Raw genomic sequence first — 15,200 nt, 5'->3', positions numbered from 1 at the left:
CCATGACTGACGCAATCACCATGCTCAACCCTGATTTCCCGTTCAGCTACGACCACTACCTGGCGCACCCCGCCGGCTTGGGCAGCGTCCCGGCGCAGGTCCACGGTACCGAGGTTGCCATTATCGGGGCCGGGCTGTCCGGTCTGGTGGCCGCCTACGAACTCATGAAGATGGGGCTCAAGCCCGTCATTTTTGAACCCGAACAAATCGGCGGACGGTTGCGCACAGCCAGTTTCCCGGGGGCGCCGGAAGTTACCGCGGACCTGGGCGGGATGCGCTTCCCGGTCTCCGGACGCGCCTTCTACCACTATGTGGACCAGATGGGACTTGGCACTGACGAGTTCCCCAACCCGCTCTCCGGGGCAACCTCCAGCACGGTCATTGAACTGACCGGCGAATCCCACTATGCCGTCACCGAGGCGGACCTCCCGGAGTTCTTCCACGAAGTGGCCCGGGCTTGGCGAGCTTCAGTGAATGACGGCGCCGCGTTCGCCCAGATGCAAGAAGCCATCCGGGTGCGGGACACCAAAACCATCAAGGAAATCTGGAACGCCCTGGTGCCAGCCCTGGATGAGCAAACCTTCTACGGTTTCATTGCCGCCAGCGAAGCCTTCAAAAAGGCCGGCTTCGGCCACCGCGAGGCCTTTGGACAGGTGGGCTTCGGTACGGGCGGATGGGACACCGACTTCCCCAACTCGATCCTGGAGATCCTCCGGGTGGTCTACACCGACGCCGACGACGGCCACCGCAGCATCGCCGGCGGCGCGCAAAGGCTCCCCGAGGAACTGTGGGAGGACGCGCCGTCGGGCATGGAGCACTGGCCTGAAGGGACCTCGCTGAAGTCGCTGCACGCCGGATCCCCGCGCGGTGGTGTGGCCAAGATTGCCCGTGCGGAGGACGGCTCGCTGGAAATTACCGAGCGCTGGGGCAAGACGCACCGTTTCCCCGTCGTGATCAGCACCTGCCAGTCGTGGCTGCTCTCCACCCGCATCAATACGGAGGAATCGCTGTTTGCCGCGCCCATGTGGACGGCCATTGAACGTTCGCACTACATGCAGTCCTCCAAGACCTTTGTCATGGTGGACAGGCCGTTCTGGAAGGATATTGATCCGGAGACGGGCCGTGAGGTCATGTCCATGACCCTGACCGACCGGCTCAACCGTGCCACCTACCTGCTGGACAACGGCCCCGATGCGCCCGCCGTCATCCTGCTTTCCTACACCTGGAACGACGACGCGCTGAAGTGGCTCTCGCTCTCGGCTGAGGAGCGGGTGGAGCTGATGCTGCACTCGCTGGCCCAGATCTACCCGAACGTGGACATTGCCTCACACATTGTGGGGGCGCCCATTACGGTGTCCTGGGAGGCTGACCCGAACTTCATGGGTGCGTTCAAGGCCAACCTGCCCGGCCACTACCGTTACCAGCAGCGGCTGTTCACGCATTTTGACCAGGCGGAGCTGCCCGAAAGCCAGCGGGGCATCTTCCTGGCCGGCGACGACGTCTCCTGGACGGCGGGATGGGCCGACGGCGCCGTCACCACCGCGCTGAACGCCGTGTGGGGTGTGGTGAAGCACCTGGGCGGCAGCTCGGCACCGGAAAATCCCGGCCCGGGGGAGCTGCTGGCCGAGATCGGGCCGATGTCCCTGGACTGAGCATGTCCCTGGACTGGGCGCCGCCGGGCCCTACCAGCGGGGGTGGATGTCCGTGCGCAGCAGCTCGTTGTAAAGGTCTCGGACTCCCTGGTTGAAATCCGCACTGAGGCCACCCAGGGTCCCGGCGGCCGCATTGGCCCTGGCTTGGGCGGTGGACCGGGCGCCGGGGATGACGGTGCTGACGCCGTCACATTGGGCCACCCAGGCAAGGGCGGCCTGCGCCGTCGTCGGCCCGTCCAAATCCTTGGCGAGCCGGGCAAAGCGTTCGGCGGCCTGAAGCCCCACGGCGTAGTCGACGCCGGAGAATGTCTCGCCAACGTCAAAGTGGCTGCCGTCGCGGTTGTAGTTTCGGTGATCGTTGTCCGGAAACGTGGTGGCGGGGGTGTATTTGCCTGTGAGCAGGCCACTGGCGAGCGGGACGCGGGCAATAATGCCAACCCCGGCCTCCAGTGCTGCTGGCAGCACCGCATCCAACGGTTTGAGCCGGAACGCGTTGATGATGATCTGGATTGTGGCCACGTTGGGCCGCGTGATCGCCGCAAGGGCCTGATCGCAGGTCTCCACGCTCAGCCCGTAGTTGGCGATGGCGCCCTCGGCAACCAGCGTGTCTAGGGCGTCATAGACCTCATCCGAGGTGACGACGGCCGTGGGTGGGCAGTGCAATTGGACCAAGTCCAGCGTTTCCACGCCGAGGTTTCTGCGGGAGCGCTCGGTCCAGGCACGGAAATTATCCAGCACATAGTTTTCCGGCATTTGTTCCAGGCGGCGGCCCATTTTCGTGGCGACGGTAATGCCGGTGCCGTGGTCGCGCAAGAATTTGCCAATGACTTGTTCGCTGCGGCCATCGCCATAAACATCGGCGGTGTCGAAAAATGTCACACCCGCGTCTGCTGATGCGGCCAGGACAGCCAAGGCGTCGGCTTCGCTGACGTCGCCCCAGTCGGCACCCAGCTGCCAAGTGCCCAGCCCGACGGCGGACACAGTGCGATTCGTTTTGCCCAACACATGAGTTTGCATGGCCCCAGCCTAGCCACTTCGGCTGCCGCCTTGGCTATGCGCATCGCCAGCTGCCAGCGGTGCGCAGCTGTGACACTGGCGCTACGGCTGGTCTCAGCGGTGCGCATGAGCAAAGTGATGTTTGGCTATGCGCATCGTTCGGTCTCCGCAGTGCGCATGAGCAAAGTGATGGTTGGCTATGCGCATCGCCAGCTGCCAGCGGGGCGCAGCTTTGACACTGGCGCTACGGCTGGTCTCAGCAGTGCGCATGAGCAAAGTGATGGTTTGGCTATGCGCATCGCCAGCAGCCAGCGGGGCGCAGCTTTGACACTGGCACTACGGCTGGTCTCAGCAGTGCGCATGTGCAAAGTGATCGTTCGGTCTCAGCAGTGCGCATGGGCGGAGACATTGGCCCAAATTTACGGAATTGTTCAACAATGCCTTGCCTAAATTGTTCAACAACCTGTAGTGTTCCTTGGGATACTTCCTGTGACTCCGGTCACCCAATCTGGATGGATGGAACCATGGCCACCCCGGGCACCAAGCCAAAAATGATTACCCCATCGAAGCGCACGGCCCTGCTGGGTGCCATGTTCCTGATGGCCACCAGCGCCATCGGGCCGGGGTTCATCACCCAGACCACCGTCTTCACCGTCCAGCTGGGTGCGGCGTTTGCTTTTGCAATCCTCGTTTCCATCCTGGTGGACATCGCCGTCCAGCTCAACGTGTGGCGCGTAGTGGGGGTCTCCGGTCTGCGGGCCCAGGAATTGGGCAACAAAGTCCTGCCTGGGGCGGGCTGGTTCCTGGCCATCCTGGTCTTTGCTGGCGGCATGGTGTTCAACATCGGCAATATTGCCGGCACAGGCTTGGGCATCAATGCCATGTTGGGGCTGGACCCCAAGATTGGCGGCCTGCTCTCGGCCGCCGTTGCGATCCTGATCTTCCTGTCCAAAAGGGCCGGCATGGCGCTTGATAGAATTGTGGTCCTGCTGGGCGCCATCATGATCCTGCTCATGCTTTATGTGGCCATCGTCGCCGCCCCGCCGGTCGGTGAAGCGCTGAAGAACACCGTTCTGCCGGACAAGATTGACTTTCTGATCATCACCACCTTGATCGGCGGCACCGTGGGCGGGTACATCACCTACGCCGGGGCACACCGCATGCTCGACTCCGGCGCCACCGGCGTAGCCCACGTCAAGGACATCACCCGCATTTCCGTGCTGGGTGTCATTGTCACCGGCATCATGCGGGTCCTGCTGTTCCTGGCCATCTTTGGTGTGGTGGCCGGCGGAGTCACACTGACCAGCAGCAACATGGCGGCGGAAGCCTTCGGCGCCGCGGCAGGCGAGATCGGCATGCGGATGTTCGGCGTTGTGCTCTGGGCGGCATCGCTGACATCCGTGGTGGGCGCCTCCTTCACCTCGGTGTCCTTCATCACCAAGTCCACCACCTCCGAACGCAAGCGCAATTTGCTCACCGTCGCCTTCATTGTTGTCTGTTCCATTGCGTACGGGCTGATCGGCCAGGCCCCGCAAAAGCTCCTGATCTTCGCCGGTGCGTTCAACGGCCTGATCCTGCCCGTGGGCTTTGCGCTGCTGCTCTGGGTTGCGTGGCGCCGCCGGGACCTGCTCCACGGCTACGTGTACCCGAAATGGTTGCTGATAGTGGGTGCCGCGACCTGGCTGCTGACATTGTTCCTTGGCTGGCAGTCGCTCTCAGGCCTGGCCCGCCTCTGGACCTCCTGAGGAATCGGCTGACCATGACAACGAAAACGCACGGCGCCCTGCCTGACGATCCCGGCCAGCTCCGCCCGGACGCCGCCCGCCGGCTCTTCCGCGAGGGCGTCATCACCCCCACAGCCGGCTGGTCGAGGGGATTTGCCCAGGCCAATCTGATCATCGTGCCCCAGGCGCTGGCCTTCGATGTGCTCCTCTTTGCCCAGCGCAACCCCAAACCGTGCCCCATTCTGGGCGTGCTCGACGCCGGCGAGACCACCGGGCCGCTGTTGGCCGGAGGCGACATCCGCACCGATGTGCCCCTGTACACGGTTTATGAAAACGGCATTAAGACCGCCGAGGTGGCGAATATTGCCCAGTACTGGCGTGATGACCTGGTCACGTTCATCGTAGGTTGCAGCTTCACCTTTGAGGCGGCCCTGCAGGACGGCGGCATCAACATTGCCCACATAGACCAGGGCGTCAATGTGCCCATGTACCGCTCAAATATCCGCTGCACGCCGGCCGGTTCCATGTCCGGGCCGCTGGTTGTTTCGATGCGCCCCGTGCCGGCTTCCCAAGTTGCCGACGCCGTCCGGATCACCTCACGCTACCCGGCCGTGCATGGAGCCCCCGTGCACGTGGGCAATCCGGCCGAACTGGGCATCACGGATCTGGGCCGTCCGGACTTCGGGGACCCGGTGGCGATCCCGGCGGGACACATCCCGGTATTCTGGGCGTGCGGGGTCACGCCACAGGCGGCCATCATGGAGTCCCGGCCCGCCCTGGCCATTGGCCACGCGCCGGGCCACATGCTGATCACCGACGCCAGAGACACCCACTACCAGGTCCCGTAGCGGGTCCTGGTGGCTTAGGGGGAGTCGGGCAGGTGCCCGAGCAGTTCAGCCTCGGCCCGGTCCAAGTATCGGCGCAAGGTTTCGGCCGCTTCGGCCCGCTCCCCGGCGACCAAGAGCCGCACCAGGTCCGCATTGAGCTCAACGTAGTGGCTGTGAAAGTCAGGGGCACCGCTCATGGCATGGAACACCAAGCGCATCTGGGCCAGCACCCGCGCCATGATCTCCGCCAGTCCGTGGCTTCCCGTGCCACGGATCAGTTCCTCATGGAAGCGTTGGTTGGCGCTGGCCATCTCTGCCACTGAACCGCGGGACAGGGCTTCGCGGGCATCGGCAACAACGTCGGCTAGGGCGTCGACGTCGAGCTCGGGACCCCACAGGACCGCGGCGGGTTCCAGCATGCGCCGGACCCGGTAAATCTCACGGATCTCCTCCCGGCCCGGGGAGGCGACAAAGACGCCGCGGTTGGGGATCCGGGTGATGATCATTTCACCGGCCAACACGGTAAATGCCTCGCGCAGGGTGTTGCGCGAGACACCCAGCAGTGACGCCAGAGCCAGTTCGGAGAGTTTGCTGCCCGGCAGCAGTTTCCCGTCCGCAATCCGGGCACGCAACACCGCAGCCACCCATTCGCCGGTGTGTGCGTGGGCAGCCGGGTCAAGCCGGGACAGGTCATCGAGGGCAGCATTCATGGGCATGGCTCCAATCTACCCAACGGGCCGGGGTGGCTGTGCCAGAATCGCGGCCACGTGGCGGTGTCAGTTGATCCGGCCCACCACGTCGCCTTGGACCACTACGGATCCGGATGCGAACGCCCCGTGTAGCAGCGTCCCGCCGCGGTGCGCCGAGACGGTGGTTTCCATTTTCATGGCCTCCAGAACCACTACAGGGTCACCGGCGGCGACGGTGGCGCCGTCGTCGACCAGCCACTTGACCAGGCTGCCGTTCATGGGCGCTGTCAGTGTGGCGGCATCAGCGACGCTCCCGGCATCAGGCGCTGCAGCCGCGGCAGCCACGCCTCCGCCGCCGCGCAAGGACGCGAGCAGCTGTGCCGGCAAGCCGATTCGCAGGGCCACGCCGTCCACATCGATGGTGATTTCCTCCCGGTCGGCACCCGGCTCGGCGCGGGCGATTTCTGCTGAGGCGGCCAGCGTTGCCGCGAACTCAGATTCGATCCAGGTGGTGTAAACGCCGAAGGACCCTTCCTGGGTGAATGCGGGATCGCGGACCACAGCACGGTGGAACGGCAGTACCGTGGGCAGGCCGGCAATGACCATCTCATCCAACGCCACCTTGGCCCGGCGCAAGGCCTGGGCGCGGTCGGCGCCGTGCACAATCAATTTCGCCAAGAGGGAGTCATAGTCGCCGGGCACCACTGAACCGCTGCGCACCCCGGAGTCGACACGGAGCCCCGAACCTGTCGGTGCTTCGAAAGCGGTGATGGTGCCGGGGCCGGGCAGGAAGCCGCGGGCCGGGTCCTCGGCGTTGAGCCGGAACTCAAAGGCATGACCGCGCGGCTCCGGGTCCGCGGTGAAGGCCAGGGGTTCCCCGGCGGCGATGCGGAACTGCTCCCGGACCAGGTCCACACCCGTGGTTTCCTCGGTGATGGTGTGCTCGACCTGCAGGCGGGTGTTCACTTCCAGGAAGGAGACAGTGCCGTCGCCGGCCACCAGGTATTCCACGGTGCCGGCGCCCTCGTATCCCGCGGCCAGGCAGATGGCTTTCGCCGAGGCGTGGATGCTGGCGCGTTGTTCGTCCGTCAGAAACGGCGCGGGGGCCTCCTCAACGAGTTTTTGGTGCCGGCGCTGCAGCGAGCAGTCGCGGGTTCCCACCACCACCACGTTTCCGTGCCGGTCGGCCAGGACTTGGGCCTCCACATGGCGGGGCCGCTCCAGGAAGCGCTCCACAAAGCACTCGCCACGCCCAAACGCGGCGGTGGCCTCCCGGACAGCCGATTCGAAGGCTTCGTCGATCTCCTCGAAGCTGTGCGCAATTTTCAAGCCGCGCCCGCCCCCGCCAAAGGCTGCCTTGATGGCCACCGGCAGGCCATGTTTTTCGGCAAAGGCCCGCACCTCGGCGCCGGAGCCGACGGGGCCGTCGCTGCCAGGCACCAGCGGGGCGCCCGCGCGGACGGCGATGTCCCGGGCGGTGACTTTGTTGCCCAGCTGGCGGATTGCCTCAGGCGGGGGGCCGATCCAGGTCAATCCTGCGTCCAGGACGGCCTGAGCAAAGTCCGCGTTCTCGGACAGGAAGCCGTAGCCCGGGTGGACGGCGTCGGCCCCGGACCGGAGCGCAATGCCGATCAGTTTGTCAATGTTCAGGTAGGTGTCCGCGCTGGCCCGCCCGCCCAGGGCGTAGGCCTCATCGGCCCGGCGCACATGCAGCGCATCGGCGTCCGGTTCGGAATATACGGCCACGGAGGCCATGCCGGCATCGGCACAAGCCCGCGCCACGCGCACGGCGATCTCGCCGCGGTTGGCAATCAAAACTTTTTGCATCAGTGACTTCCTTGCTGGTGGCCCGCAAGGCAGTCGCCAAGGCGGGCAAGATTGGACGGGCGTGTGGGCTGTGGCGCCAGAGTGTCGGGGTCAACCATGATGAAGCGGACCCGCGACCCCGGAGTCAGCTGCGCCGCCGCCGGCAGGTCTTCCGGCACCACCACGCCAATGACCGGATAGCCGCCGGTGACCGGGTGGTCGGCCAGGAACAGCACGGGCAGGCCCGACGGCGGGACCTGCAACGCGCCCCAGACCACCCCTTCACTGGCCAGCTCGCCCTCGCGGATGCGTGTCAGGGCCGTGCCCCCGTCGTCCAGCCCCAGCCGGACGCCTATCCTGTTCGACTCGGTGCTGACCCGCCAGGACTGCGCTGACAGCGAGGCAAGCCCGGCCGGGCCAAACCAGTCCTCCCGGGGGCCGGCTGTGAAGCGCAGGCTGGTGACGCCGTCACCGGGCAGCTCGGGCAGGGTGCTGGGCTCCGGGGCGCCGACCACGTGCATGCCGGATACTGTCCCCACCACAATGGTGTCCCCGGCGGCCAGGGGCAGGGGCCCGATGCCTGACAGGACATCGCTTGAACGGCTGCCCAGAACCAGCGGCCCAGCGACGCCGCCGCGCACGCCCACATAGCAGCGCAGCCCGGTCAGGGCGGGGGAGAGCTCCAAGGTTTCTCCCGCCAGCAGGGCAAAAGGAGCGTTTTGGGCGGGGTGCCGTGCCGGGTGCTCGTCGGAGCTGACTGTCAGTTCCACGCGGGCGCCTGTGACGGCCAGGACCTGATCGGTGGCGGCCCGCAGAATCAAGGAACCCATGAGGTTTTCGACGACGGCGTCACCGCGCTGGTTGCCGACCAGCCGGTTGGCTGCACGGGCCGCGGACGGGTCGACGGCGCCTGCCGCGGACACGCCGAGCCCGCCCAGGCCGGGACGGCCCAGGTCCTGGATGAGTGACTGCAACCCCGGCGAGACGATGGCCAGTCCGCCGGCCGGAGCTGCGTCTGTCACAGCTGGGGCGGCGACTGCCGGTACCAGCGAGTCGTCCACGGCGGTGCCGGCGGCGGAGTCGTGCCGCAGGCTCAGGCTGGGCCGGGCCGGGACAAAGCGGACCCGGTCCATGGGGCGGATGAGCGCCGGGCTCTCGCGCGTCAGGGACCACAGGAGTGCGTCGCTGTGCCCGATCAGCTGCCAGCCGCCGGGCGATTTACGTGGGTAGATTGCCGAATAGTCGCCGGCCAGGGCCACGGCGCCGGCAGGCACGTTGGTGCGCGGGGTTGCCCGGCGCGGCACGGACAAGGACCGGTTCTCGCCGCTCAAGTAGGCGAAGCCTGGGGCGAAGCCGCCGAACGCGGCCTGCCAGAGCTGGCCTGTGTGGGCGGCAATGACCGCTTCAGTGCTCAGACCCGTGAGATGGGCGACGTCGGCGAGGTCGGCGCCGTCGTAGTGGACGGGGATCTCAACAAGCTTGCCGGTGTTCGCGGGGGCGCTGCCCAAGGACAAGGACCCGATGGTTGCCGCTGCGGTCTTGGCTGCGGACCGGGAGTCGAACTTGACCAGGACGGTGCCTGCTGCGGCAAGGACGTCGAGCTGGCCCGGCAGGGGTGCTTCGTCCAGCCGGGCGGCCAGTGCCAGTACCGCCTGAAGGTCTGAGAGTTCCACCAAAATGGCGCGGGTGCCGGCAAAATGGGTGGCGGTGACGCTCATGCAAAGCTCGTGATCTGCACGCCCGCGGCCTCGAGGCCGGCGCGCACGGCTGCTGCCATGGCCACGGCGCCTGCCGTGTCGCCGTGGACGCAGATGCTTTCGGCCGGCATCGCGATGATGCTCCCGTCAATGGCCGTGATGGTCCCCTCCGTCGCCAACCGGACCATGTTGGCGGCAACCTGTACAGGATCGTGGAGCACGGCGTTGGCCTCGCGACGAGAGACGAGGGTCCCCTCCGGGGTGTAGTTGCGGTCGGCGAAAGCCTCGGCCACGGCCCGCAGGCCGGCGGCCTCGGCACGGGCCAGGGCGAGCGAGCCCGGCAGCAGGAGCAGGGGAAGATCCGTGCCGAACGCCTTCACGGCGTCGACCACGGCCTGGGCGTGCCCCTCATGATGGACGATCGTGTTGTAGAGGGCGCCGTGTGGCTTCACATATTTGATGGTGGTCCCGGCCGCCCGGGCCATGGCGGAGAGCGCGCCCAGCTGGTAGAGCACGTCGTCGGCAAGCTCGGTGGGGGAGCAGTCCAGGAACCGGCGGCCAAATCCGGCCAGGTCGCGGTAGCCCACGTGGGCTCCAACGGTGACCCCTGCCGCGACCGCAGCGCGGCACGTCGCGGCGATGGTGCTGGGATCCCCGGCATGGAATCCGCAGGCGACATTGGCGCTGGAGACGGAAGTGAAGATTGCCTCATCGTCGCCCATGGTCCAGTTACCGAAGGACTCGCCAACGTCAGAATTTAGGTCAATGAAAGGCATGTGTGATCCCCGTCTCGTTAGGTGTTCCTCTAAGGATGCACTACTTAACGAGATTGTTCAACAATCTTCCGGTGCCGGGTGAGGGTGTTCGTTTCCCCGCACCCGAGCACCGCAGAACGGGGCTAGTCGAAGACGACTGTCCTGTGGCCATCTAGCAGTACCCGGTGCTCGGCGTGCCACTGCACCGCCTGGGCCAGGGTGCGAGCTTCAACGGCGCGGCCCACGGAGACAAAATTCTCCACCGAGTGGCCGTGATCCACGCGGATCACTTCCTGCTCAATGATGGGACCCTCATCCAGGACGGCCGTGACGTAGTGGGCCGTGGCGCCAATGATCTTCACGCCGCGGGCGTGGGCCTGGTGGTACGGCTTCGCGCCCTTGAAGGAGGGTAGGAAGGAATGGTGGATGTTGATGGCCTTACCGGCCAGGTGTTGGCAGAGGTCATCGGAGAGGACCTGCATGTAGCGGGCCAGGACCACCAGCTCCACGTTGTGCTCGGCAATGAGTTCCAGCAGGGCTGCTTCGGCGTCGGCCTTCGTATCGGGCGTAACGGGGATGTAGTAGAACGGGATGCCGTAGAACTGGGCCAACGGCTCAAGGTCCCTGTGGTTGGAGACAATGGCCGGAATCTCGATGGGCAGGGTGCCTGAACGCTGCAGGAACAGCAGGTCGTTGATGCAGTGCGCCGCCTTGGATGCCAGGATCAAGGTGCGCACGGGTGCGCCGGCGCGGTGCAGCTGCCAGTTCAGGCTGAAGGTTTCTGCAACCGATTCCAGGTGCTCACGCAGGCGGCTGAAGGAGGTGGTGGTTTCCACGGCAACGCGCATGAAGAACGAGCCGGTGTCCGGATTGCCGTACTGGTGGGAATCGGTGATGTTGCAACCGGCTTCCAGCAGGGATCCGGAGACGGCGTGGACAATGCCTGGCTGGTCCGCGCAGGAAAGTGTCAGGACATATCCGGCGGGGGAATGGGGAGAGTTCAATTCAGTCACCCGTTCAACGTTACCGCCCAAATGTGCCCCTGTACTACAATTGGGGTGTTGCGACTGGCGATGAGGTGGGACACCACCGGGGAGCAGCACGAAGAGAAGACCTTAAGATCGTACGCCTGGGACGCGAGGTCAAGTAAAGCCAATGCGCGTGGTTGGCCGTCAGTAATCTTGGTGCACGCTTTTTCGCGAAGCCTCAGGGCGCACGGCAAAGTTACCTGCCAAGATTAAGTTCAAATACGGCCACCAACGCATTAGCGATAATCTTTCCTAGAAGAGTTTTTTCGTGCTGCCTACTCAGGAGTCTGTAGTGTCTTTTAGCCCCACCCAGTCCGTGACCAACGCCCCGCTCTCCGAGCTGGACCCGGAAATTGCAGCCGTCCTCAAGGACGAGCTTGGCCGCCAGCGCGACACGCTGGAAATGATTGCATCCGAAAACTTCGCCCCCCGCGCAGTACTTGAAGCCCAGGGCTCAGTACTGACCAACAAGTACGCCGAAGGCTACCCGGGCCGCCGTTACTACGGTGGCTGCGAGTACGTGGACGTGGCTGAAAACCTGGCTATCGAACGCGTCAAGGACCTCTTCGGTGCCGAATACGCCAACGTTCAGCCGCACTCCGGTGCCCAGGCCAACGCCGCCGCCCTTGCCGCCATGATCAAGCCCGGCGATAAGATCATGGGCCTGTCCTTGGCCCATGGTGGACACCTGACCCACGGCATGAAGCTGAACTTCTCCGGCAAGCTGTATGAGGTTGCCGCCTACGAAGTTGAGCCCGACACCTTCCGCATCGACATGGACAAGCTGCGCGAGCAGGCCATCGCCGAGAAGCCCCAGGTCATCATCGCCGGCTGGTCCGCTTACCCGCGTCAGCTGGACTTTGCAGCTTTCCGCTCCATCGCCGATGAGGTTGGCGCCCTGCTCTGGACGGACATGGCCCACTTTGCTGGTTTGGTTGCAGCAGGCCTGCACCCGAGCCCGGTGCCCTACTCCGACGTGGTCACCTCCACGGTGCACAAGACCCTCTCAGGCCCGCGCTCCGGCGTGATCCTGGCCAAGAAGGAGTGGGCCAAGAAGCTCAACTCCGCCGTCTTCCCGGGACAGCAGGGCGGACCGCTCATGCACGTCATCGCCGCCAAGGCAGTTGCTTTCAAGATTGCCGCCGGTGAAGAGTTCAAGGAACGCCAGGCCCGTGTGCTCGAAGGCGCCAAGATCATTGCCGAGCGTTTGAACGCTCCCGACGTTGCCGCAGCCGGCGTGTCTGTGCTCACCGGTGGCACGGATGTTCACCTGGTTCTGGTTGACCTGCGCAACTCCGTGCTGGACGGCCAGCAGGCTGAAGACCTCCTGCACAGCGTTGGCATCACCGTGAACCGCAACGCCGTCCCGTTCGACCCCCGCCCGCCGATGATCACCTCCGGCCTGCGCATCGGCACCCCGGCCCTGGCCACGCGTGGCTTCGGTGCACCGGAGTTCACCGAAGTTGCCGAAATCATCGCAGCAGCACTGAAGGGTGGCGCAGATGTTGACGCCCTCAGCGCCCGCGTGAAGGCACTTGCCGCGAACTTCCCGCTCTACCCCGGCCAGGAAGAATGGTAAATCGCATGACTGCTCAAATCCTTGATGGCAAGGCCACAGCCGCGGCCATCAAAGCCGAGTTGACCGAACGTGTGGCCGCCCTCGCGGCCCGCGGCGTCACCCCGGGCCTGGGCACCATTTTGGTTGGCTCGGATCCGGGCTCCCAGTGGTACGTGGGCGGTAAGCACAAGGATTGTGCCGAAGTAGGCATCAACTCCATCCGCATCGATCTGCCCGAGACGGCCACCCAGGATGAAGTCCTGGCAGCCGTCCGCCAGCTCAATGAGGACCCTGCCTGCACCGGTTACATTGTGCAGCTGCCCCTGCCTGCGCACATTGACCAGGACGTGGTGCTTGAAGCCATTGACCCGGACAAGGACGCTGACGGCCTGCATCCGATGAACTTGGGCCGCCTGGTGGCCAATGTGAACCGGCCCATGACGTCCCCGCTGCCGTGCACCCCCAAGGGCTGCATCGTGTTGCTGGAACGCCACGGCATCACTTTGGCTGGCAAGCGCGTTGTGGTGGTGGGCCGTGGTGTGACCATTGGCCGGCCCATGGGCCTGCTGCTGACGCGCCGCGACATCAATGCCACAGTGGTTCTTGCCCACACCGGGACCAAGGATCTGGCCGCTGAACTGCGCCAGGCCGACGTCGTTGTGGCTGCCGCAGGCGTGCCGCACATGATTAAGGCCGCGGATCTCAAGCCCGGTGTCATTGTCCTGGATGTTGGCGTGAGCCGCGTGGATGACGGCAACGGCAAAGCTGTTGTCACCGGTGACGTGGAGCCCGCAGCGGCAGAGGTTGCCAGCTGGATCTCCCCGAACCCGGGCGGCGTTGGACCCATGACCCGGGCCATGCTGCTGGCCAACGTGGTTGAGGCGGCAGAGCGCGCCTAGCGCTTGCGTCCCCGAAACGTGGGTGGGCCAGCGCGCCCGTCCCCGCTTTTCGCGCCCGTCCGGACGGGCGCGAAAAGCGGGGACAGGCGCGGCGGCTGACTGGGCCCGCCACGTTCCTAGGGTTCGATCGATTCGACCCGTTCGGGGCGCCCATCCACCCACGCCACCAGTTTGCGCACGTTTTCGGGCAGGGTTTCATCGGTGTAGCGGACGCTGACCGGTGGGCCGGTCTCCTCCAAGGAGATGTCATAGAGCAGGGCATCGGGCCAGTTGCGGGCAGGCGGCGCTGTTGGCTGCACCGCAGGCTGGGACGCCAGATGGGCGCGGGCCACCGCCCCGGCAAAGTCCTGCGCAGCGGGTTTCGGCAACGTTTGGGCGTCAAGTTCGGTCTGGGTCACCATGCCGGCCAGCCCGCCGCCCCTGCGAATCGTCAGCTTCATGTACGGACACCGACCTCTTTCCATGCGTTGTGGACGATGTCCTGCTCCGTGGAACTAAACAGGGACCCGGCAACGTCCACGGTGGCCTGGGCGGCCTCGTCGAATTGCGAGTTGGGGCGCAGCCGGGTGGTCAATACTTTGTACCAAATCTTTCCGGCCTTCTCCCATGATTTGCCGCCCAAGGCCGTGGCCGCCAGGGCGAAGGCATGGTTGGGGATGCCCGAGTTGATGTGCACCCCGCCGTTGTCGTTGCGGGGGTCATTGTTGTCCGGCAGATCCACGTAGTCGTCCATGTGGCCGGGCTGCCGGTCGCCGGAGTAGGCGGTGCCGGGATTCATCATGGAGCGCAGGGCTGCCCCCAAGGCTGGAACCAGGATTCCTTCCCCGATCATCCAATCTGCCTCGGCGGCAGACTGCTTCAGGCTGTATTGCTTGACGAGGGAACCAAACACGTCGGAGAAAGATTCATTCAAGGCCCCGGACTGTTTACTGTAGACCAGGCCTGCAGTCAGTTCGGTGATGCCGTGGGTCAGTTCATGGGCTATGACATCCAGCGACCGGGTCAGCCCGCCAATCTGGAAGATTCGGCCACTGCCGTCGCCGTAAACCATTTGGGAGCCGTCCCAGAAAGCGTTGTCGAACCCAACACCGTAGTGCACGGATGAAACCAGCTCCAGCCCGACCCCGTCAAGGGAGTTGCGCTTGTACACGTCCCGGTAGAATTCGTAGGTAGCGCTACTGCCGTCGTAGGCCTGGTTGACCGCAGCATCTTCCACCGGCGGCTGGCCCCAGTCGCGGGCCCGCACTCCTGGCAGGAAAGTCCGGCCATTGGTCTTGTTGTCGTAGATGGTCAGGCGCCGTTGCGGTGTGACGGCGAAGCCCACCATTTGCCCGATATTCAGGTTGAGTTGGCGATTGAGCCGGCCCATCACGGCTCGTTGGGAGCGGATGGCGGCGGAGGTGGCCAGGGCTCGGACAGCTGCCTCGCGTTGTTTGGGGGTGCCGTCGACGGCCAAGCGGCCCAGCATATCCGGCGGGGCAATGCTGCAATGGGCTCGCCCATGAACTCTAGACATGTCCTTGCCTCGTCTTCCTGTGGTGGTGGAAATTTCAGTGCTGACCAAGACGC

Annotated in this window: 13 protein-coding genes and 1 riboswitch; of the genes, 5 read left to right on the top strand and 8 right to left on the bottom strand. The window is 65.2% G+C overall.

Features of this window, described 5'->3' with window-relative positions; translation table 11 throughout:
- Positions 1-2: 2 nt before the first annotated feature.
- The gene (locus tag CVS28_RS03925; RefSeq protein ID WP_243399686.1) at positions 3-1,652 is read left to right on the top strand and encodes a flavin monoamine oxidase family protein; all 1,650 of its coding nucleotides are present in this window, start codon (positions 3-5) and stop codon (positions 1,650-1,652) included.
- A gap of 30 nt (positions 1,653-1,682) precedes the next feature.
- On the opposite strand, the gene CVS28_RS03920 is transcribed toward CVS28_RS03925, so the two are convergent.
- Entirely contained in the window at positions 1,683-2,669 is a 987-nt protein-coding gene (locus CVS28_RS03920) for an aldo/keto reductase (protein WP_103480707.1), read from the bottom strand.
- Positions 2,670-3,172: 503 nt separating this feature from the next.
- On the opposite strand from CVS28_RS03920, the gene CVS28_RS03910 reads away from it, so the two are divergent.
- Positions 3,173-4,393: an NRAMP family divalent metal transporter gene (locus CVS28_RS03910; protein WP_243400023.1), complete on the top strand. Its 1,221-nt coding sequence runs from the start codon at positions 3,173-3,175 to the stop codon at positions 4,391-4,393.
- A gap of 14 nt (positions 4,394-4,407) precedes the next feature.
- The gene (locus tag CVS28_RS03905; protein WP_103480705.1) at positions 4,408-5,220 is read left to right on the top strand and encodes a putative hydro-lyase; all 813 of its coding nucleotides are present in this window, start codon (positions 4,408-4,410) and stop codon (positions 5,218-5,220) included.
- A 14-nt stretch (positions 5,221-5,234) separates the two neighbouring features.
- On the opposite strand, the gene CVS28_RS03900 is transcribed toward CVS28_RS03905, so the two are convergent.
- The 5 genes from CVS28_RS03900 to purU all read right to left on the bottom strand — a co-directional run bounded on the left by CVS28_RS03900 (position 5,235) and on the right by purU (position 11,150).
- Positions 5,235-5,915 carry a GntR family transcriptional regulator gene (locus CVS28_RS03900; RefSeq protein ID WP_103464167.1) on the bottom strand — a complete coding sequence of 227 codons (681 nt, stop codon included), beginning with the start codon at positions 5,913-5,915 and terminating at the stop codon, positions 5,235-5,237.
- Positions 5,916-5,975: 60 nt separating this feature from the next.
- On the bottom strand, positions 5,976-7,715 hold the full coding sequence (locus CVS28_RS03895) for an acetyl/propionyl/methylcrotonyl-CoA carboxylase subunit alpha (protein WP_103480704.1): 1,740 nt from the start codon (positions 7,713-7,715) through the stop codon (positions 5,976-5,978).
- Entirely contained in the window at positions 7,715-9,412 is a 1,698-nt protein-coding gene (locus CVS28_RS03890; protein WP_103464169.1) for a 5-oxoprolinase subunit B/C family protein, read from the bottom strand. Before CVS28_RS03890 ends, CVS28_RS03895 begins: the two co-directional genes overlap by 1 nt.
- On the bottom strand, positions 9,409-10,167 hold the full coding sequence (locus CVS28_RS03885) for a LamB/YcsF family protein (protein ID WP_074711615.1): 759 nt from the start codon (positions 10,165-10,167) through the stop codon (positions 9,409-9,411). The genes CVS28_RS03890 and CVS28_RS03885 overlap by 4 nt, the downstream gene beginning before the upstream one ends.
- Before the next feature lie 122 nt (positions 10,168-10,289).
- Complete coding sequence (gene purU / locus CVS28_RS03880) at positions 10,290-11,150, bottom strand: formyltetrahydrofolate deformylase (RefSeq protein ID WP_103464414.1); 861 nt, start codon at positions 11,148-11,150, stop codon at positions 10,290-10,292.
- A gap of 49 nt (positions 11,151-11,199) precedes the next feature.
- A riboswitch (ZMP/ZTP riboswitch) is annotated at positions 11,200-11,288 on the top strand.
- A 178-nt stretch (positions 11,289-11,466) separates the two neighbouring features.
- Between purU and glyA the strand changes: the two genes are divergently transcribed.
- Positions 11,467-12,753 (top strand): serine hydroxymethyltransferase, encoded by a 1,287-nt coding sequence (gene glyA / locus CVS28_RS03875; protein ID WP_103464170.1) that lies wholly within the window; start codon positions 11,467-11,469, stop codon positions 12,751-12,753.
- Positions 12,747-13,631, top strand: a complete 885-nt coding sequence (locus CVS28_RS03870; RefSeq protein WP_243399684.1) for a bifunctional methylenetetrahydrofolate dehydrogenase/methenyltetrahydrofolate cyclohydrolase — start codon at positions 12,747-12,749, stop codon at positions 13,629-13,631. Before glyA ends, CVS28_RS03870 begins: the two co-directional genes overlap by 7 nt.
- A gap of 116 nt (positions 13,632-13,747) precedes the next feature.
- Here the strand turns inward: CVS28_RS03870 and CVS28_RS03865 are convergent, their stop codons facing one another.
- Positions 13,748-14,071 carry a protealysin inhibitor emfourin gene (locus tag CVS28_RS03865; protein ID WP_103464172.1) on the bottom strand — a complete coding sequence of 108 codons (324 nt, stop codon included), beginning with the start codon at positions 14,069-14,071 and terminating at the stop codon, positions 13,748-13,750.
- Positions 14,068-15,147, bottom strand: a complete 1,080-nt coding sequence (locus CVS28_RS03860) for a M4 family metallopeptidase (protein WP_243399683.1) — start codon at positions 15,145-15,147, stop codon at positions 14,068-14,070. The genes CVS28_RS03865 and CVS28_RS03860 overlap by 4 nt, the downstream gene beginning before the upstream one ends.
- Between the last annotated feature and the right edge of the window lie 53 nt (positions 15,148-15,200).

The organism is Arthrobacter glacialis (genome assembly GCF_002909415.1).
GTDB lineage: Bacteria > Actinomycetota > Actinomycetes > Actinomycetales > Micrococcaceae > Specibacter > Specibacter glacialis.
Note: the sequence above shows the minus strand (reverse complement) of the source record. Positions and strands in the feature narration are given on the sequence as shown.